This is a genomic window from Acinetobacter terrestris (genome assembly GCF_004331155.1).
GTDB classification, from domain to species: domain Bacteria; phylum Pseudomonadota; class Gammaproteobacteria; order Pseudomonadales; family Moraxellaceae; genus Acinetobacter; species Acinetobacter terrestris.
The window spans coordinates 55,950-75,594 of the sequence record NZ_SJNZ01000006.1 but is presented as its reverse complement, the minus strand read 5'-3'; the positions used below and the strand labels follow the sequence as shown (position 1 = coordinate 75,594).

The following is a 19,645-nucleotide window of genomic DNA, read 5'->3' as shown; positions in this document are numbered from 1 at the left end:
TATGCAACTGAAATGGACTGCAATGTTACTCACTGGAATCCTGCTCTGTGGTGGCTGCCAATCGATGCTGCCGAAAGCACAAGGCTTGGCGACTACCACTTGGGCTGCACAGAATTATCAGCGTCAGGATCAGTTAGAAGTTCAATGGAAAGAGCAGAGTTTTAGTTTTCTACTGTATCAGCAACAGCAAGGTTCCAAGCTGGAGATGTTGGCTTTAACCCTGACTGGACAGCAATTATTCAAGCTCAGTTTTGATGGTCAAAAGGTGCATGTCGAACAGCGGATCGAGCAAATGAAGCTTTTGCCTTTCGAGTTTGTAGTACGCGATATTTTATATGCGACTTATCCGAATTTTGCCCAGTTGCAGCAGCAGAATGTTCGCATTGAAACATCTGCTCAGGCACAGTCGGTTTTTATCAATCAGCAGCACGTATTAAACATCAAACATGAAAATGATGTGATTGAGTTGGACAATCTGCAAGTGCCTTATCAAATGGTGATTAGTCGCATCAATGATGGCTTGGAAAACTCAGATGTGAAAAGCACTGATGTGGAAAGCAGCGATGTGAAAAACACTGATGTGAAAAGCACTGAATAAGAGGCGATGATGATGGGTGATCAAATCAGTACACAACATCCTGCAGTCGGGATTCAGTTTAGCGTTAGTTTGTCGGCACTCGGAAATACTGCTGCACAGATCAAACAGGCGCTGACCACAGAGCAAAATCATTTGAGCCTGGTTTCAGGATTTATTCCAGAAAAACAGGTCTGGGTAGGTGCTTATCAGCAGCCTTTAATCGAATCTATTCCAGCGTTTTTACAAGATGTAGATTCGCGTAATCTACGTTTTGCCTTAACCGCTTTAAGTTCAATTGAAACTGAAATCCGAGACTATACCGCGCAATTCGATCGCAAACGTCTGGCGATTATTCTGGGTACTTCGACCTCTGGTATTGCCGATAATGAAAAGCTGCTGAAACAGTATTTTGTCAATCAGGCAGATGTCGAAGTCCAACACTGCAAACAGGAAATGGGCAGTCTGGCCAAAGGCTTGCAGATGTATCTGGACTGGGAAGGTCCGGCATACACCATTTCCACCGCCTGTTCTTCAAGTGCCAAAGCCATGGCGGCAGGACAGCGTTTAATTAATGCGGATCTTGCCGATGCGGTTCTGGTCGGTGGTGTGGATAGCTTGTGTCAGCTGACGTTAAATGGATTTAATAGCCTGGAAAGCCTGTCCAATGATCTTTGTCAGCCCTGTGGTGTGCAGCGTGACGGGATTAATATTGGTGAAGCTGCCGGACTGTTTTTATTGTCCAAAGAGACCGCACCGGTGATGTTGATGGCGGCGGGTGAATCAATGGATGCCTGGCATATCTCTGCACCGCATCCAGAAGGCAAAGGCGCTGCGGCGGCGATGCAAAAGGCGCTGGATAGCGCAGGAATTACAACCAGTGATATTGGCTATTTGAATATGCATGGCACGGCAACGCCACAAAATGATGCCATGGAAATTAAAGCCGTTCAGACAGTATTCCAGCACTATGATGTGCCGATCAGCAGTACCAAGCATAAAACAGGGCATTGTCTGGGCGCAGCAGGTGCCATTGAAGCGGTGATTTGCCAGCAAATTTTAGCAGATCAGTCATGGTTGCCTCTGCACCAATCGGGTAGCATTGACCCAGAACTGGATGAGCAAAATTATGTACTGGATGCACAGTTGCAACAGCCGATCCAGTATGTGATGAGTAATTCATTTGCTTTTGGTGGCAGTAATATCAGTCTGATTTTTGGAACAACACTGAAATGATGGATGCAGTACAGTTTATCCCGCATGAAAAGCCGATGGTCTTTGTGGATCATTTGATTGAAGCCAATGAACATTGTGCCATTGCTGAATTGGTGATTCGACCTGAACTGATGTTTTGTGAAGCTGAAGGTTTACCGACATGGACCAGTATTGAACTCATGGCACAGACCATCAGCGCCTATGCAGGCCATAAAGGTCAAATGCTCGGCTTGCCGCCAAAAATTGGTTTTTTATTGGGTACCCGTAAAATGCAGTTGCCTGTGCCTTATTTTGCTTTAGGGGAAACCGTACGGATTAAAGCGGAACAGGGCTATTTGCATGAAGGCTTGGGGCAGTTTAACTGTGAAATTGAGTATCGGGAACATCGTTTTAGTGCCATGTTGAGTGTGTTTGAACCGCCAGAAATTGAAAAAAATATTGGGAAGCCAGAGTGAGTAGAAGAATTTTAGTAACGGGTTCAAGCCGCGGAATTGGTAAAGCGGTAGCCTTGCAATTGGCGCAATCAGGTTTCGATGTCACTGTCCATGCACGATCCAGACAACAAGAAGCAGCGCAGGTGGTACAGGAAATTCAGGCTTTGGGTCAGTCCAGCCACGCGCTTTTATTTGATGTGAATGACCGCGAACATGTCATGCAATTGCTTGAACAGGATGTTGCAGAACATGGCGCATTTTATGGTGTGGTGCTAAATGCCGGTTTAACCCGAGATGCAGCCTTTCCGGCCTTAACCGACAATGACTGGGATGAAGTCATCTCTACATCTCTGGATGGTTTTTACAATGTCTTGAAGCCGCTGGTCATGCCGATGATTCGCCTGAAACAAGGCGGACGTATTGTCACCATGTCTTCTGTTTCAGGCTTGATGGGCAACCGTGGTCAGGTGAATTACAGTGCCGCAAAAGCCGGTTTAATTGGTGCGACCAAAGCTTTGGCGCTGGAACTGGCGAAACGAAAAATTACCGTGAACTGTGTGGCACCGGGTTTAATTGAAACCGAAATGGTCACCGAAGAAGTTAAAGAACATGCCTTGAAGATGATTCCATTACAACGCATGGGGCAGGTCGATGAAGTGGCCAAAGTGGTGAAATTTTTATGCAGTGATGATGCCAGTTATATCACGCGTCAGGTGATCTCTGTGAATGGAGGCTTGATTTGATGAAACGTGTTGTGGTCACAGGCATGGCCGGGATTACCTCTTTAGGTGAAACGGCAGATCAGATCTTCAGTAATTTTGAACAGGGCAAAAGTGGCATTCGCTATATGCCGGAATGGGAAGTCTACACCGACTTGCGCAGCAAACTGGGCGGTCCGGTCGAATCCTATACCATCCCTAAACATTTTAACCGTAAAGTGACCCGCGGCATGGGCCGGGTCGCCTTGATGTCGACGGTTTGTGCTGAAAAAGCCCTGGAAGATGCAGGCCTGTTGAATGATCCGATCTTGAGTAGTGGCCAGACTGGTGTGGCATTCGGCTCATCGGCGGGTAGTGTCGATGCAATTGGCGAGTTTGGCAGCATGCTGCTCGACAACAACATGAACAGAATGAATGCGACCACCTATATTCGTATGATGTCGCATACCAGTGCGGTGAACATGACCGTGTATTTTGGTTTAAAAGGTTTAACTTTACCGACCTCCAGTGCCTGTACTTCGGGTTCAATGGCGATTGGTCAGGCCTATGAAGCGATTAAATACGGCAAGCAGAGCGTGATGCTGGCAGGGGGTGCCGAGGAACTCAGTGCTGCAGGTTCAGCGGTGTTTGATGTATTGCTGGCCACCAGCGGTCAAAATGAACATCCGGAAAAAACACCGCGTCCATTCGATGCCAAACGTGATGGCTTGGTAGTGGGCGAGGGTGCAGGCTGTTTAATTTTAGAAGAATATGAACATGCCAAAGCACGTGGCGCCAAAATTTATGCAGAAGTCATCGGTTATGGCAGCAATACCGACGGTCAGCATGTGACACGTCCAGATGCTGAAATGATGGGACGTTGTATGCAATGGGCATTGTCGGATGCACAACTCCAGGCCAACCAAATTGATTATGTGAATGCGCATGGCACATCGACCGATCAAGGCGATATTGCAGAAACTCAGGCGACTGCCAAAATCTTGGGCAAGAAACCGATCAGCTCGCTAAAAAGCTTTTTCGGCCATACTTTAGGGGCTTGTGGCGCGATAGAAGCCTGGCTGAGTATTGAAATGATGCAGCGCAGCCAGTTCGTTCCCACATTAAATTTAGAAGAAATAGATCCGGCATGTGGCGATCTGGATTACATCGTCAATGATTCTAGAAAGATCAATGCTGACATCATTATGAGCAATAATTTTGCTTTTGGAGGAATTAATACCTCCCTTATTTTTAAACAGGTTTAACTACAACAAGAGGGTAAAAAACATGTTAATGAAAAAATTAACACTTACAGCAGCATTGTGTTTGGGTGGGGTCATTTCAGCTCAGGCTGCAGATACTGTGCATAATCTGGATTTTAAAAGTGCCGTTGAACGTGCCGTTGCCGATGGAACCTTGGATGGTTCTGTGAAGTTCTATCTGGCGGGAACCAAGTCTGGCGGTAAAGTGCTGCAAAAAGATGCGGTGACCAATAAAAAAACCAATGGTTTTGCCAAATCTGCAGAAACCGCCTGTGATCACGTGTTACGTTCTGCATTAATCCAGTTGCAAAATAGCGCAAAAGCGCAAGGGGCCAATTCTGTTACCAATATCGTCAGCTATTTCAAATCAAATGAAACTAAAAGCACCACGACCTATCAGTGCTTTAAAGGCATGGCAGTGGCAAGCGTTGCTTTAAAAGCGGATCTGGTTAAGTTCTAGGTTTAAGCAATGCTACTGAGCGATTGAACACAGCAAGATGGATGAATTTTCGCTACCATTTTTGATTCAATATAAAAAAGCCCATCCGAAGATGGGCTTTTTTAGGTCAGTTTAAAGCTGATCTGGTTTAGAGAAATTATTTAGGAATTTCTTCTTCTTCAAATTCAGGTTTAACCTGAACAATGAAGTCCTGACGGTTCAGACCACGCCATAGGGCGAACGCAGTACCGATATAAATTGAAGAATAAGTACCGACAAATACACCAATAAACATCGCGATAGAGAACCAGTGTAAACCATCACCTCCGAGGAACATCATCGCCAGTACAACCAGCAATAAGGTCATTGAAGTATGAATGGTACGGCGTAGGGTTTCGGTCAAAGAAATATCGATAATTTCACGCGGGTTTGCGCCACGGATCTTACGGAAGTTTTCACGGATACGATCCGATACCACGATGTTATCGTTAAGCGAGAAGCCTAAAAGTGCCAGGATGGCTGCCAAGACGGTTAAGTCAAACGGCCATTGCATCATGGCAAAAACGCCCACGGTTACAAGCACGTCGTGGAATAACGAAAGAACCGCACCGATCGCCAGCTTGAATTCGAAACGGATCGTAACGTAGACCAGCATTAATAATAATGCCAATCCAACAGCGCCCGCAGATCGAACATACAGCTCATTTCCGACCTGACCACCGACAGAGTCCACTTTGTGAACTTCAGCAGCATTGTTCGGCAATTGAGCCGCCTTGGTAATCGCGTTACTCAAGTCTTCCACTTCAAGCTCTTGAGGAGGCATACGCACCAAAAGATCCTTGTTGCTACCGAGGGTTTGCACCACCGCATCTTTAAAACCGGCTTGGTTCAAGGCTTTAATGACTTCAGTCTGGTTGGCAGGTTGTGCATAGTTTAACTCTGCAGAAACACCACCGGTAAAGTCTAAACCCAGGTTTAAGCCTTTAGTCACGATAAAGAAGATACTTACAATGGTCAGGATGATGGAGAAAATTGCCGCTGGTTTGGCAATTTTCATAAACGGAATTATGCGTTCATCATCTGGGCGACCGTATTTTTTTGAATCAGGTTGAGTCATATCAGTCATCATAGATCTCCTTAAATGCTCAACTTCTTCAAGTTACGTTTTTTGCCATAAATGAGCTGTACGATTGCACGGGTTACTGTAATTGCAGTAAACATCGAGCAAATAATACCGATCATTAAGGTTACGGCGAAGCCTTTGATTGGGCCGGTACCGATGGCAAAAAGAATAAACGCAACCAGGAACGTGGTTAAGTTGGAGTCAAAAATGGTGTTATAGGCTCGATCATAACCCGCGACAATCGCTTGTTTGGGCGAGGCTCCCCATTTCATCTCTTCCCTTATTCGCTCACATATCAGTACGTTGGCATCGACTGCCATACCAATCGTGATCACGATACCTGCAATACCCGGCAAGGTCAGCGAAGCACCAATCCACGACATGACCGTCAGGATCATCGCCAAGTTGGCAATCAGGGCAAAATTGGCAATCACACCGAACAAACGGAAGAACACCACCATCCAGATCGCAACCAGAATGAAACCGATTTGAGTCGATAACACACCTTTGTCAATATTTTCTTGACCCAGACTTGGACCAACCACACGTTCTTCAACAAAGTACATTGGCGCAGCCAAAGCACCTGCACGAAGCATCAGCGCAAGTTCAGCCGCTTCTTGTGGTGAATCCAGACCGGTAATACGGAATTGTGAACCTAAAACGGCTTGAATGGTTGCCGCATTAATTACGACAGATTCTGCATAAGGCGTACGCACTTCAGTTTGTGCACCGGTCACAGGATCGGGTACATAGCTGATTTTTTGCTTGTTCTCGATGAACAGTACCGCCATGCGTTTACCCACCGCAGTACGTGTTGCATCCGACATCAGCTTACCGCCAGCACTGTCTAAAGTAATATTTACTTCAGCACCACCACTGTCTTGGCTAAAGCCACTAGATGCGTTTTGTACACGTTCACCGGTCAGAATACGGTTACGGTTCAACAGTAATTCACGGCCACTGTCCAGAGATTCATAAGCAAAAACTTCTGTACCCGGAGGTAATGCCTGACCCGTCGATTTACCGCTATACGGATCGATATATTGGTCATTCAGATCAGAGACCAGACGGAACTCTAGGTTCGCTGTACGGCCCAAGACACGTTTTGCTTCAGCAGTGTCCTGAACACCCGGAAGTTCAACCACGATGCGGTTGCTACCCTGGGTTTGAACCAGTGCTTCCGCTACACCCAACTCGTTAATACGGTTACGTAAAGTGGTTAAGTTCTGATTCACCGCATAGGACTGAATTTCTTGCTTGCGTACATCGGTATAGTTCAGGCGTAAAGTCGAACCTGATTCAGATGCAATCGCCTGCTGAGTGAACTCATTACCATTACGGCGCAAGAAGTCCATCACCGCATCACGGTCACCGTTGCTGGCAAACTGCACAGTAATGGTGTTGTTATTCAACGCAAGGCTATTGAATTTCAGCTTGTTGTCACGCAGTTGACGGCGCAAATCAGTCGCAGATGTTTCCATGCGCTGACTGATGGCTTTGTCCATATCCACTTCAAGCAAGAAGTGCACACCACCACGTAAATCCAGACCCAATTTCATTGGTTTTGCACCAATTTTTTGTAGCCATTCAGGTGTGGTTGGCGCAAGGTTCAATGCAACAACATAATTATCGCCAAGTCCACGGCGCAATACTTCTTTGGCTTTTAACTGTGCTTCAGAAGAATCGAGACGCAAAAGGGCAGCATTATTGCTAAAGCTGTTGTCATGGCTTGGAATTTTTTCACTTTCTAATAATTGCTCTGCTTTTTGTACGATGCTTTGATCAATTTGGGTACCGGCTTTGGCACCCGAAATTTGAACAGCAGGTTCATCGGGATACAAACTAGGCAGGGCATATAATGTACTAATCATCAAAACCACGATGATCAGCAGATATTTCCATGCTGGGTAACGCATTTATTTTCTTCTTAAAATGAAAAAGTCGTGCGAGGGCACGACTTTTTTTGATTAAAGATTATTTAATGTGCCTTCAGGAAGAACCGAAATCACACTTGCACGCTGAATTTTTACTTCTACGCCACGGCTTAATTCAACCACTGCAAAATCACCTTCAAGTTTAGTGATTTTACCCATTAAACCGCCTGCAAAAACCACTTCACTACCTACACCCAGGCTTTCAACCAGGGTACGGTGTTCTTTAGCGCGTTTTGCTTGAGGACGCCAAATCAGGAAATAGAAAATTGCGACAAATACTGCAATCATCAAAAGGTTAGTAACCAAACTTGGCTGGGCTGCAGCTTCACCCGCTGCGTGAGCAGTAGAAATAAAAAGGCTCATTTCATTTTCCTAAAATAAAAAACTGTATATCAACAATATGATGATAAATAAAATAACTTGTTCTGCAATTTACATGGACTTTTTCTTCAGCGCAAATGCTGAAAAGACTAATCTTCAGGACAAGGCGGAACTTCTAGACCACGACATGCATAAAATTCTTGGACATATTGATCAAAAGTACCATTATCTAACGCATCACGGATGTCTTGTGTAAATCTTTGGTAATAACGCAGATTATGAATTGTACCAAGCATAGAACCGAGCATTTCACCGCATTTTTCCAAATGGAATAAGTACGAGCGCGTGAAATTCTGGCAGGTATAACAGTCGCATTGCGAATCAAGCGGGCTTTGGTCATGACGATATTTGGCATTACGGATACGCACCAGACCATCTGTCACAAAATAATGACCGTTACGTGCATTACGGGTTGGCATCACACAGTCAAACATATCGACGCCGCGGCGGATCGCTTCCACGATATCTTCCGGTTTGCCGACACCCATCAGGTAACGTGGTTTATCTTCAGGCATTTTCGCAGGAAGATAGTCCAGTACCTTGATCATTTCTTCTTTAGGCTCACCCACCGAAAGACCGCCAATGGCAAAACCATCAAAATCGATTTCTTTTAAACCATTGAGTGATTCATCACGAAGATCTTCATACATGCCGCCCTGGATAATACCGAACAGGGCATTTTTATTTTTGAGCACATCGTGATGCTGAGTTTTACAGCGTTTTGCCCAGCGTAGTGACAGCTGCAAGGATTTTTGTGCTTCTTCACGGGTGGCCGGGTAAGGCGTACATTCATCAAAAATCATCACGATGTCTGAATTCAAGGTATGTTGAATATCCATTGAAATTTCAGGTGACAAGAAGACTTTAGAACCATCAATCGGGGAACGGAAAGTTACGCCATCTTCTTTGATCTTGCGCATAGCACCCAGACTGAACACCTGAAAGCCGCCTGAATCGGTTAAAATCGGTTTATTCCATTTCATGAACTCGTGTAAGCCACCGTGTTCACGAATCACGTCTAAACCTGGGCGCAAGTAAAGATGGAAGGTATTACCCAAAATAATTTGCGCTTTAATGTCTTCAATATCGCGTGGGAGCATGCCTTTGACAGTACCGTAAGTCCCGACCGGCATAAATACCGGCGTTTCAATCACGCCGTGTTCAAGCGTTAAACGACCACGACGGGCACGACCCGACTGACCTAGTTTTTCAAACTTCATAAAATATCCTGAACAAGAGCAAAGCACTGCGTGCAGTGCAAGAGCGAATAAACAGTTCGCCGCTAAAAGTGGGCTATTTTCCTAGATTACGCACATAAACACCAGCGTTGTCGAATTTTAACTCGATACTTTCCTTTTCACGGTATATCGGAAAAGGGATTGGAGTTGCTTAAAGTTAGGTTTTGGCTTGCATGATAGAACTGTTCAATACGTTCTAATATTTCATTTTTTTCCAAGGCACAGCCATCTTTTATCCCACAATCCATCGCTGCAATGGTTTGAATCAGTTTCTGAATATAGGGATTGCTGTCAATAAAAGCCGATTCTAAAGTCAGCAAATAGGCTTGCTGAGCTATGTGTAAATAATCATAAGGTTCAATTTCCGTCATTTGGGCTAAATCGACCAGCAGGTCTTTATCGGCTTGGGATAGCTTTTGTTTGCTGCCTAAGTTTTGAGGCACGGCTCTGGGAGAATGATGCTGAATGAAGTCATCCATTAATGGACTGCCGCTATTGAGACACTGTGCAGAATGGATTGCCACTTGAGGCTGATGGGGAATATGAATAAAAAACACAATATTTTGGGTATCCAGACCATAAGAATGGGCAAAAGCATCCTTGGCCTGTTGAAAGGCGGCAATCACCAGATCAAGATTGTTTTGAGCATTGCCATGGTTATGCTCCAGCATCGGATGGCCAAAGGCATGGGTTTTTTTAAAATAATCTGCCAAGATTAATTTAAATTGCGCAAAACGGTTTTCTGCAGATGAGTGAGAGCGATAACGCCATTTTTTTACCTGCCATTTGTCCTGTTCTGACAGATATTGCAGCGGGTCTTCATGCTCCGCGAAGAAGCTACGGGTGGTCGATACGGCTAAATCGTCCATCCGTAAATATTCATTGAAAACCAGGGCGCATGCATAAATCTGATCTTCATTATATTGATCGTATAAGGGGTAAAAGGCTTCAATTAATGCATCTTTGAGTAGGGGAATATGTTCTAACATGAGCTTTATTCTTTTTATGAAGTTAATGTTTTTTTTATTAATTTTTTAAATAGTTTTTGGACTTCTTGCGGTTATTTATAAAGGATGAATACAAGAAGTCCCGAGTTGTTAAAAATTAGGTCGATAGTCAAAATTTTGGGTGACCATTTGATCCCGAAAGGGGCGAATGGCTTTTTTACCCATTGTCATGGTATTGACAATGTTATTCGGGAAAACCTGAATATGGTTATTGAACAGCTCTACATTACGGTTAAAAATGCTAATCGCTGCGCCGACATTTTCATTCTGTTCTTCAATTTCATTCATCATTTTCAGATAAATTTCATTGGCTTTCAGTTCGGGATAGTTTTCAACCACCACATTTAAACTACGCATCAATTCTTTATTCAAGCTTTCAATGCGCTGTAATTGCGAGACGTCGGTATTATTGATATTCAGGTTTAAAATATTCTGACGCAGTTCAGTCACTTTTTCTAAAGTGCCTTTTTCAAAACTTGAATATTGTTCAACCAAAGGTTGCAAGCCATCCAGAATTTTAATTTTCTGACGTTCATAGCTTGCGACATCCGACCAGGCGCGTATAGACGCATTGTGATGACGCACAATATTATTGCGAATCATGATACATGCCACGACCATGGCAATCATCAATAGAAAAAAAATTAACAGCCCCATTTATATGTCCCCAGAACATCAAGCGTTTTTATTTTAAAAAATGCGTTAAGTCACGCTGCAAGCTTTCTAAATAAGGTAATTTAAAAGTACGTAAGTGTCCACGTAATACAGAAATATCTTGGATTTTTTTAGCTTGGGTCGATATTTTAAATAAATCAGCAGGACCTAAAAAGCATAAGGTATGACTGGTCGGATGGAACATTAAATCGCCCTGACGCTGGGCAAAGAAATCAGCCAGTTTCAGTACGAAGGCAGGCGAGAGTAATTTCGCGGTTTGCATTTCATCACTGCCAAAAATGTTTAATTTTTCATTGGTCTGAATATCGCTGGTATGCCAGGGAAAGCTATAGGGATAATAAAAGTTCTTGCGTGCCGTGGTAATCGCAAGCCCTTGGATCTCAACATCAAAAACGAATACGCCCCATAAGTCTTTATGAACCTCTTTCACTTTGACATCATTGCCATCTTTATCACGCACGCGAACCTGATTGACAAAATGATATTGAAAAACCATGACTTGATGCTGTTTGCCGTCCTCATCTGCCCAGACCGTACTGGCATAATAGGGAATGTCATTAGAGAGCGTGCCTTGATTAAACACTGGGAACAGGCGTTTTAAATGGGCAATGAATAAAACTGGTTGCAGCGGCACAGAAATATGTTGCGGCTGTTGCAGGAAGGAGAGCTGGTATTTTTTGGCGATGGTCTGTTGTTCTAAATATTCAATCACATCATCAATCGGTTTTTTATCTTCATAGCTGATATAAGCCCAGAAAATCATAAATAGCCCAGTCACCAGACCCAGCTGTAGCCAGATATTGGTCGGGAGTATAAAAATCAGCAGCACGAAAAAAAGCCCCACCGCAGCTAAAAGTAGCGGCAAGACATTTTCAAATTTGAGAACGATCGGCGCATTCCAAGGATGCAAACCATCCAGAATATCTTGCTGGGTTTGAGCCTGCCGGCCAATCTCCCAGAGCCGCGCAATATTCTGAAAAACCCGTTCATTTTTTTTACGTCGAATATGAATCGAATGTCTAACAGTATCGAGCGGCATGGAGTGCTTCTTTTTATCGGCAAGTATTAAGGCGTAATTTTATCAATCAGCATGGCATCGCCATAACTAAAGAAGCGGTATTTGGCGTCTACAGCATGATGATAGGCATTTAAAATGTTATCACGATTCGACAATGCCGAAACCAGCATCAATAAAGTGGATTCAGGTAAATGGAAGTTGGTAATTAAACGATCCACCACTTTAAAATCATAACCTGGATAGATGAAAATTTGTGTATCACCTGTCCACGTATCTAATCTGCCGCCATGCGCTTGAGCTGCACTTTCAATGGCACGAGTTGCTGTGGTTCCGACCGAAATGACTTTATTGCCACGGGCTTTGGTTTGACGAATCAGTTCAACCGTATGTTCTGGAACATCACACCATTCGCTATGCATAATGTGGTTTTCGATATCTGTGGTGCGTACCGGCAAGAATGTACCTGCGCCGACATGTAGCGTCACAAAAGTTTTTTGAATGCCTTTGGCTTCAAGTTTTTCCAATAAGTCTTGGTCGAAGTGCAGGCTGGCTGTTGGTGCTGCGACGCTTGCCAGTTTAGTCGGGTCATTAAATACGGTCTGATAGCGTTCGGTATCAATGGCTTCGGCTTCACGGTTGAAATAAGGCGGAATTGGCAAAGCACCGTATTGATCCAAAACATCTAAAATCGGTTGTGAAAACTCGACAATAAACAAGTTTTCGTGGCGACCTTGCACCGTTACTTTTACTGCATCATCACCAATAAAAAGTTCAGCACCGGCTTTAGGCGAGTTGCTGGCTTTAATGTGGCAGTGTGCAATAAACTTGTCCTGCATCCGTTCCACTAAAACTTCTACAGCACCACCAGAGGCACGTTTACCTTTCAGGCGTGCTTTCATCACTTTGGTGTCATTTAAAATCAGCAAGTCACCAGAATCGAGTAAATCAACAATGTCGGTGAAATGACAGTCATGATATTGCCCTTGCGCATCTAAATGCAAAAGGCGTGAAGCACTACGGGTTTCTAAAGGGTAGCGGGCAATGAGTTCATCAGGGAGATCAAAGTTAAAGTCAGAAAGTTGCATCTTCAATGTATAGAAATAAGAAAAACGTCCGCATTATAGTCCTGAAAAGGGCAAACGAGATGATATCTGATGCTTTTTAAGACAAACTTTTTGGTTTTGCTATAAAAGTGATCAATTGATTGAATTAGATAATTGACAATTCGAAGTTTGATAGTAATATAGCCACCACAAGCTAATGCGCTTGTAGCCCCTTTCCCGAGGTGGTGAAATTGGTAGACGCGGCGGACTCAAAATCCGCTGTCAGAGATGACGTGTCGGTTCGAGTCCGACCCTCGGGACCAGATTCAAAAAACCCCAAGCCGGTACTAAAGGCTTGGGGTTTTTTTATTGGCCTAAGAAATTTCTACTGAGCTTTGAGTATTCGGTCAAAGGGAAAAATCCAACAAATCTACCTTAAATAGTCACATTTGTTTGTTTTATGTCTTTTTTCATTGTGCTCGCTATGTAAATTTGTTAATAAAGATAAAGGTAAGAATTATTTTTACAACAACAATAGTGATTGGATAACTCTGATATGAAAATGCAGTTGCTTGAAATAGGCTCAGAAACTGAGCAGCTTAGCGCATGTAAGCTTTCACTATTGTTAGGCGTTTTTACGCCCACGAATCAGGTTGAGCGCTTTTTAAGATTTGCACGACGCATGCTTGGAGCTGATCAAGCTGTGTTGGCATTTCATAATGAACCTTATATCTGGTATTCCTCAACTCATGGTTTCAAGGCATTCTGCTCGCCAGGTGAAACCTGTTTAAGTACTTATTTTGAAGGGCAGGCTTTTATTGATCATCAGCATGTTCAATATCCGAATCTGGTCCAGCATGTAAGTCAATTTGGTGCAGAGGCTAAACGCTATCTGGCTTTTGATTTGCGTATGAGTGATGGCGTTTCGATTGGTCAGGCACTGTTTTTTGATTTACATCAGCAATGTTTTAATCCTGAAGATATTGCAACCGTTCAAGATTTTACCAACAGCCTGACCCATATCATTGAGTTGAAAGTTGACCATGCCGATCTTAAAGAAATGTATGAACAGCAGGCTGCACTCAACTTTAGTAAAACCAAATTTTTCCAGATTATTGCCCATGATTTAAGAGCGCCATTTCACGGGTTGCTGGGCTTTTCCGAAGTGTTGGCGCAAGAGCGTGAAACACTTGATGAATCCAGTGTACAAAGCATTTCCGAATATTTATACGACACGGCACAATCGACCTATAATCTGCTGGAAAGCCTGCTGAACTGGGCGATGGCGGAAGGTGGGCGTTTTATTTATCACCCAATTAACTTTGAATTGAAACAGTCGACCAAGATTGTCTGTGATGTCTTAAACAGTCTGGCGGTAAAGAAAAATATTCAGCTCATTGACCAGATTGAAGAAGGCATTAAAGTCTGCGCTGATATCAATATGATCACCTCAGTGATACAGAATTTGGTTTCCAATGCTTTAAAATTCACCCCGACCGATGGCACGGGGCAAGTCATCATCACTGCAAGTCAGTCTGAAACGGGTGTGCACATTTCTGTTTGCGACACAGGCTTGGGCATGAGTCAAACGCAAATGGATCAGCTGTTTCAGCAGTCCGTGACTGCCAGTATTAAAGGTACGGCAGGAGAGAAAGGTACGGGTCTGGGGCTGGTCTTGTGCAAGCGATTCATTGATCTGAACCATGGTGAAATTTTTGTAGATTCCAGAGAAGGCGAAGGCACGACTTTTAATGTGACTTTACCGGCGGCGACCAGTACCCATCAGGCTTTAACTCCTGAACAACTCAAAACTGAAACATTAAAAGTATAGAAAATAAATTTTTCTTTTCCTCTATTTCCCTTCAGCTGATATAACTAGAAAAAACTCGGCTGAAGGTTTGGAAAATGAATGCGGAACAATTGCACAAAACATTACGTGCTAGCCAATACGCAGAACAAGTATTGGGAAATCATGCGATATTACTCGAACAAGATTATGCAATTGACCAATTTCTCGTTCCTTTAAGCACCACGCAAATCCAGAACTCTATTCATGCCGCTTTAGATAATATTACTGATGAAACCACATGGATGCGTGCTATTCGTGTCCTTCGCGCACGTTTAATGTTTCGCTGGATTTGGCAAGATGCCAATCAACTCACCGAGGTTGTTACCTTGACCCGTGAACTTTCAGACTTTGCCGATGCATCCATTTGCGCAGCAAAAGATTTCGCACTTGTTGCTCTGGTTGCAAAGCACGGTGAGCCGATCGGCTATAACGGTACGGTACAAGATTTAATTGTGGTCGCCATGGGCAAACTGGGCGCTCAAGAACTTAATCTTTCAAGTGACATTGATCTTATTTTTGCCTTTGGTGAGCAAGGTGAAACCAATGGCCGTAAATGCATTGATGTACAGCAGTTCTGTATTTTGTGGGGACAGAAACTGATTTATCTGCTGGATCATATCACTGCTGATGGTTTTGTATTTCGTGTCGATATGCGTTTGCGTCCATGGGGGGATGGTTCGGCACTTGCCATCAGTCATGTAGCTTTGGAAAAATACTTAAGTCAGCACGGGCGTGAGTGGGAGCGTTATGCCTGGATTAAAGCACGTATTGTCACGGGTGGAAAAGAAGGCAGTGAACTGTTGGATATGACCCGACCCTTCGTGTTCCGCAAATATGTCGACTACACCGCCTTTGAAGCCATGCGTGAAATGAAGGCAATGATTGAGCGTGAAGTACTGCGCCGTAATATTGAAGATGATATTAAGCTCGGTGCGGGTGGTATTCGTGAAGTCGAATTTATTGTGCAGGTGTTTCAACTGATTTACGGTGGCTCAAAGCTTGAATTGCAGGACCGTCAATGTTTAGTCAGCCTGCATCATTTGGGTGAGGTGGGGCTGCTAGAAATGCAAGCCGTGGCTGAACTGGAAGATGCTTATTTATTCCTGCGCCGTGTTGAACATGCCATCCAAGCCTTGCATGATCAGCAAACCCAGTCCTTGCCGAATGAACCTGACTTACGTCAGCGTATGATTGAAACTTTAGGCTTTGCGGATTGGGAGTCCTTTATTGCATTTTTGAATCAGAAACGCGCAAAAGTTATTTTTCAGTTTGAACACCTGATTAAAGAAAAAGAACCCGATCCTTTAATCGAAAGCTTTAGCCAGCTTGAAAAACAGTTAGATGCTGTTTTGGATGAAAATGCAAAAAATCTCATCCATGAATTTTGGTATGGACATGCACTGAAGAAATTACCTGCTAAAGCAGTACAGCGCTTAAAAACCTTTTGGCCACATTTGATTGAAGCAATTTTGCAGTCAGATAAACCGCAAGTCGCGCTCTTGCGTTTAATGCCCTTGGTCGAATCGGTGATGCGTCGGACCGTATATCTAGTCATGCTGATCGAGAGCAAAGGCGCTTTGCAGCGTCTGGTTAAAATGGCAACCGTGAGCCCGTGGATTTGCGAGGAACTCACCCATTATCCAGTGTTACTGGATGAATTTTTGTCGATGGATTTTGAATTGCCAAAGCGTCAAGATTTGGAAGATTCACTTAGGCAACAACTGCTCCGCATTGAAATTGATCAGGTAGAAGATCAAATGCGGGTACTGCGCTTATTCAAAAAATCCAATGTTTTGGCGGTTGCAGCCAGTGATGTCTTGGCCGAAAGTCCATTGATGAAAGTATCCGACGCACTCACAGATATTGCAGAAGTCTCGGTGAATGCAGCTTTACATTTGGCTTATCAAATGACTGCGAAAAAACATGGCTACCCGCTGGATGCAGAAGGCCAGCGTTGTTCGCTCGATCACACGGGATTTGTCGTGGCAGGTTATGGCAAAGTCGGTGGAATTGAACTGGGTTATGGTTCGGATCTGGATCTGGTGTTTATTCATTATATGAGTGAACAGGGCGATACCGACGGAACCAAGCAAATTAGCGGTTTTGAATTTGCCATGCGTGTGGCACAAAAATTTATGTCACTGATGACCACGCAAACTCTGGATGGCCGTGTCTATGAAATTGATACCCGTTTACGTCCATCCGGTGAGGCAGGCTTGTTGGTGACCAGCTTAAAAGCCTTTGAGCAATATCAGCTGAAAAGTGCTTGGGTGTGGGAGCATCAGGCTTTGGTGCGTGCACGTTCCATTGCCGGTGAACAAAGTTTACGTGAAAAATTTGAAGCATTGCGTTGCCGTATTTTGACTCAGCCACGAGATGAGGCCAAAGTGCGGGAAGAAGTTTTGAAGATGCGTCAAAAAATGAAAGACCATTTGGGCTCATCTAAAGAACAGCAAAAAGATGGAATTTTTCATTTAAAACAGGACGCAGGTGGTATCGTTGATATCGAATTTATGGCACAGTATGCGGTGTTAGCCTGGAGTGGGTCGAATCCCGATCTCGCCCATTACTCCGACAATGTACGAATCCTTGAAGATGCCGCAAAAGCAAGCCGCTTATCCAGCGACGATGCGACCGCATTGATTCAAGCTTATCTCAGTGAACGAGCCGAGAGCCACCGTTTAGCCCTTGCAAATCAATCCATGCAAGTGAATGCTGCGGACTGGCACGATACCCGCGTGATCGTTTGCAAGTTATGGCAAAGATTAATTGATCCAACTGCAAATATTTGCATTGGATAAAGATGACTGTGTATAAAAAATTGGAGAGTGCGCCATGAACTTGGCTGATCGTGATGGTTTTATTTGGCAAGATGGACAAATGGTTGATTGGCGTGAGGCTAAAATTCACGTCTTAACACATACCTTACATTATAGTATGGGTGTGTTTGAAGGTGTCCGTGCTTATGAGACTCCGAATGGAACTGCGATTTTCCGTCTTCAGGATCATACAAAACGTTTGCTCAACTCTGCAAAAATTTATCAAATGAAAGTTCCATTTGATCAAAAAGCTCTAGAGCAAGCTCAAATTGATGTCGTGCGTGAAAATAAATTAGCCTCTTGCTATTTACGTCCAATTATCTTTATCGGTTCTGAAAAACTAGGTATCGCTGCAACTGACAATACCATTCATGCCACTGTTGCTGCATGGAGCTGGGGTGCTTACCTTGGTGATGAAGCGATGGCGAAAGGTATTCGCGTTAAAACTTCATCATTTACCCATCACCATCCTAACGTGACCATGTGTAAGGCAAAAGCATCAGGTAACTATACTTTGTCTATTCTTGCACACCAAGAAGTTGCACATTCGGGTTACGACGAAGCGATGTTGATGGACCCACAAGGCTATGTATGTCAGGGTTCAGGTGAAAACGTATTTTTGGTAAAAGATGGCGCTTTGCATACACCTGATATCTCGGGCGGCGCATTAGACGGGATTACCCGTCAAACCATTATTACCATTGCCAAAGACTTGGGTATTGAAGTATTCGAACGCCGTATCACCCGTGATGAATTCTACATTGGTGATGAAGCATTCTTTACCGGTACTGCAGCTGAAGTCACCCCAATTCGTGAATATGATGATCGCGAAATTGGTGAAGGCTGTCGTGGTCCAATCACCACTCAAATTCAAAAAGCATTCTTTGATGCAGTTCAGGGCAAAGACCCTAAATATGCACATTGGTTGACTTACGTAAAATAAGTTGATCAGCTAAGATCAAAAGGCGAAAACTCGGTTTTCGCCTTTTTTATTGATTAAGATTCAAGTTTATTTTCTTTTAAGGAATCTTGTTATGCATATTGTCTATGTTAGTGATGGCAAAGCAGGGCATCGCTCGCAAGCAGTCGGCTTATATACAGCTATGCAAAGACAAAGTACAAATGAAGTCACTTTTGAAGAAGTATCCATAGATCATTTGCCAGTTTTTAGCCTGTTTTCAGCAATGTTTAAAAAGAGTATGGCCACGCTAAAGCAACAGCCGGATTATATTTTTGGCGTAGGCAGTCATACCCAGTTGCGCGTTTTATTGCTTGGCCGGATCTATCCTGAAGCGAAAACGATTATTCTAATGAAACCAAATTTTCCAGTGACCTGGTTTGATTACGCCATTATTCCTGAACATGATGGAGTTGAGGCATCGGAGCATGTGATTACCACACAAGGTGCACTCAATCCAATTGTGAATGAACAGAGGCATCAGCAAAATAGATTTCTAATCGCACTCGGTGGATCGTCCAAACGACATCAATGGAATGAAGCAAAAGTTTTAGCTTCCATTCAGCAAATCGTCGATCTTCACCCTCAAGCTGAGATTATACTGACCACTTCACGACGGACTCCGAAAGAATTCTTGGATCATTTGAATGAAAAAGCATGGGCATCAAAGCTAAAAATATTCCCGGTTGAGCAGACACCGCAAGGCTGGATTTTTGAAGAAATGCAGCAGGCCGAAGCAGTTTGGGTAACTGAAGATAGTGTTTCGATGATTTTTGAAGCCTTAACAGCGGGATGTCGGGTGGGAGTGATCAAGGTTGATCGTTTAAAACAAGACCGCATTACTCAATCCATAGATCAAATGATTCAATCTAACCGGGTTTCCGATAGTGCTTCAATTCTAGCGTTAGCTGAAGCTCATGCTTTTAAAGAAGCAGAGCGTGTGGCAACATATCTCTTAGCCCAATGATTAGGTTTAAA

18 protein-coding genes and 1 tRNA gene are annotated in these 19,645 nt (G+C 43.8%); 11 read left to right on the top strand and 8 right to left on the bottom strand.

Annotation, left to right across the window (positions count from 1 at the left end):
• The first annotated feature begins 1 nt into the window (after position 1).
• The 6 genes from E0H81_RS05060 to E0H81_RS05035 are packed head-to-tail and all read left to right on the top strand — an operon-like array spanning position 2 to position 4,643.
• On the top strand, positions 2 to 598 hold the full coding sequence (locus tag E0H81_RS05060; RefSeq protein ID WP_165492591.1) for a DUF3261 domain-containing protein: 597 nt from the start codon (positions 2 to 4) through the stop codon (positions 596 to 598).
• A 12-nt stretch (positions 599 to 610) separates the two neighbouring features.
• A complete protein-coding gene (locus tag E0H81_RS05055; protein WP_131317060.1) occupies positions 611 to 1,810 on the top strand; it encodes a beta-ketoacyl-[acyl-carrier-protein] synthase family protein in 1,200 nt (399 codons plus the stop codon).
• Complete coding sequence (locus E0H81_RS05050) at positions 1,807 to 2,244, top strand: hotdog family protein (RefSeq protein WP_131317058.1); 438 nt, start codon at positions 1,807 to 1,809, stop codon at positions 2,242 to 2,244. The genes E0H81_RS05055 and E0H81_RS05050 overlap by 4 nt, the downstream gene beginning before the upstream one ends.
• Positions 2,241 to 2,966, top strand: a complete 726-nt coding sequence (locus tag E0H81_RS05045) for a 3-ketoacyl-ACP reductase FabG2 (protein WP_131317056.1) — start codon at positions 2,241 to 2,243, stop codon at positions 2,964 to 2,966. Before E0H81_RS05050 ends, E0H81_RS05045 begins: the two co-directional genes overlap by 4 nt.
• On the top strand, positions 2,966 to 4,186 hold the full coding sequence (locus tag E0H81_RS05040; RefSeq protein ID WP_131317054.1) for a beta-ketoacyl-ACP synthase: 1,221 nt from the start codon (positions 2,966 to 2,968) through the stop codon (positions 4,184 to 4,186). Before E0H81_RS05045 ends, E0H81_RS05040 begins: the two co-directional genes overlap by 1 nt.
• 22 nt (positions 4,187 to 4,208) lie before the next feature.
• Positions 4,209 to 4,643, top strand: a complete 435-nt coding sequence (locus tag E0H81_RS05035) for an excinuclease (protein WP_131317052.1) — start codon at positions 4,209 to 4,211, stop codon at positions 4,641 to 4,643.
• 136 nt (positions 4,644 to 4,779) lie between these two features.
• On the opposite strand, the gene secF is transcribed toward E0H81_RS05035, so the two are convergent.
• From secF to queA, 8 genes are all read right to left on the bottom strand, one after another.
• Positions 4,780 to 5,751, bottom strand: coding sequence for a protein translocase subunit SecF (secF, locus tag E0H81_RS05030; protein ID WP_131317050.1), 972 nt, complete (start codon positions 5,749 to 5,751; stop codon positions 4,780 to 4,782).
• Positions 5,752 to 5,759: 8 nt separating this feature from the next.
• Positions 5,760 to 7,661, bottom strand: a complete 1,902-nt coding sequence (gene secD, locus E0H81_RS05025) for a protein translocase subunit SecD (protein WP_131268169.1) — start codon at positions 7,659 to 7,661, stop codon at positions 5,760 to 5,762.
• Between the two features lie 51 nt (positions 7,662 to 7,712).
• Positions 7,713 to 8,042 (bottom strand): preprotein translocase subunit YajC, encoded by a 330-nt coding sequence (yajC, locus tag E0H81_RS05020; RefSeq protein ID WP_131317048.1) that lies wholly within the window; start codon positions 8,040 to 8,042, stop codon positions 7,713 to 7,715.
• Between the two features lie 107 nt (positions 8,043 to 8,149).
• Complete coding sequence (gene tgt / locus E0H81_RS05015) at positions 8,150 to 9,280, bottom strand: tRNA guanosine(34) transglycosylase Tgt (RefSeq protein WP_131317046.1); 1,131 nt, start codon at positions 9,278 to 9,280, stop codon at positions 8,150 to 8,152.
• Positions 9,281 to 9,417: 137 nt separating this feature from the next.
• On the bottom strand, positions 9,418 to 10,287 hold the full coding sequence (locus tag E0H81_RS05010; RefSeq protein WP_131317044.1) for a DUF4303 domain-containing protein: 870 nt from the start codon (positions 10,285 to 10,287) through the stop codon (positions 9,418 to 9,420).
• 108 nt (positions 10,288 to 10,395) lie between these two features.
• Positions 10,396 to 10,962, bottom strand: a complete 567-nt coding sequence (locus tag E0H81_RS05005) for a LemA family protein (protein WP_131317042.1) — start codon at positions 10,960 to 10,962, stop codon at positions 10,396 to 10,398.
• Between the two features lie 28 nt (positions 10,963 to 10,990).
• Positions 10,991 to 12,019 carry a hypothetical protein gene (locus tag E0H81_RS05000; RefSeq protein ID WP_131317040.1) on the bottom strand — a complete coding sequence of 343 codons (1,029 nt, stop codon included), beginning with the start codon at positions 12,017 to 12,019 and terminating at the stop codon, positions 10,991 to 10,993.
• Between the two features lie 26 nt (positions 12,020 to 12,045).
• Positions 12,046 to 13,083 carry a tRNA preQ1(34) S-adenosylmethionine ribosyltransferase-isomerase QueA gene (gene queA, locus E0H81_RS04995; RefSeq protein ID WP_131317038.1) on the bottom strand — a complete coding sequence of 346 codons (1,038 nt, stop codon included), beginning with the start codon at positions 13,081 to 13,083 and terminating at the stop codon, positions 12,046 to 12,048.
• 194 nt (positions 13,084 to 13,277) lie between these two features.
• Here queA and E0H81_RS04990 point away from each other — a divergent pair.
• The 5 genes from E0H81_RS04990 (at position 13,278) to E0H81_RS04970 (ending at position 19,634) form a co-directional block, all read left to right on the top strand.
• Positions 13,278 to 13,364, top strand: a tRNA-Leu gene (locus E0H81_RS04990).
• 233 nt (positions 13,365 to 13,597) lie between these two features.
• Positions 13,598 to 14,872 (top strand): sensor histidine kinase, encoded by a 1,275-nt coding sequence (locus tag E0H81_RS04985; RefSeq protein ID WP_131317037.1) that lies wholly within the window; start codon positions 13,598 to 13,600, stop codon positions 14,870 to 14,872.
• Positions 14,873 to 14,946: 74 nt separating this feature from the next.
• Positions 14,947 to 17,691: a bifunctional [glutamate--ammonia ligase]-adenylyl-L-tyrosine phosphorylase/[glutamate--ammonia-ligase] adenylyltransferase gene (glnE, locus tag E0H81_RS04980; RefSeq protein WP_131317035.1), complete on the top strand. Its 2,745-nt coding sequence runs from the start codon at positions 14,947 to 14,949 to the stop codon at positions 17,689 to 17,691.
• Positions 17,692 to 17,725: 34 nt separating this feature from the next.
• On the top strand, positions 17,726 to 18,652 hold the full coding sequence (locus E0H81_RS04975; RefSeq protein WP_131317033.1) for a branched-chain amino acid transaminase: 927 nt from the start codon (positions 17,726 to 17,728) through the stop codon (positions 18,650 to 18,652).
• Positions 18,653 to 18,743: 91 nt separating this feature from the next.
• A complete protein-coding gene (locus E0H81_RS04970) occupies positions 18,744 to 19,634 on the top strand; it encodes a mitochondrial fission ELM1 family protein (protein ID WP_131317030.1) in 891 nt (296 codons plus the stop codon).
• Positions 19,635 to 19,645 lie beyond the last annotated feature (11 nt).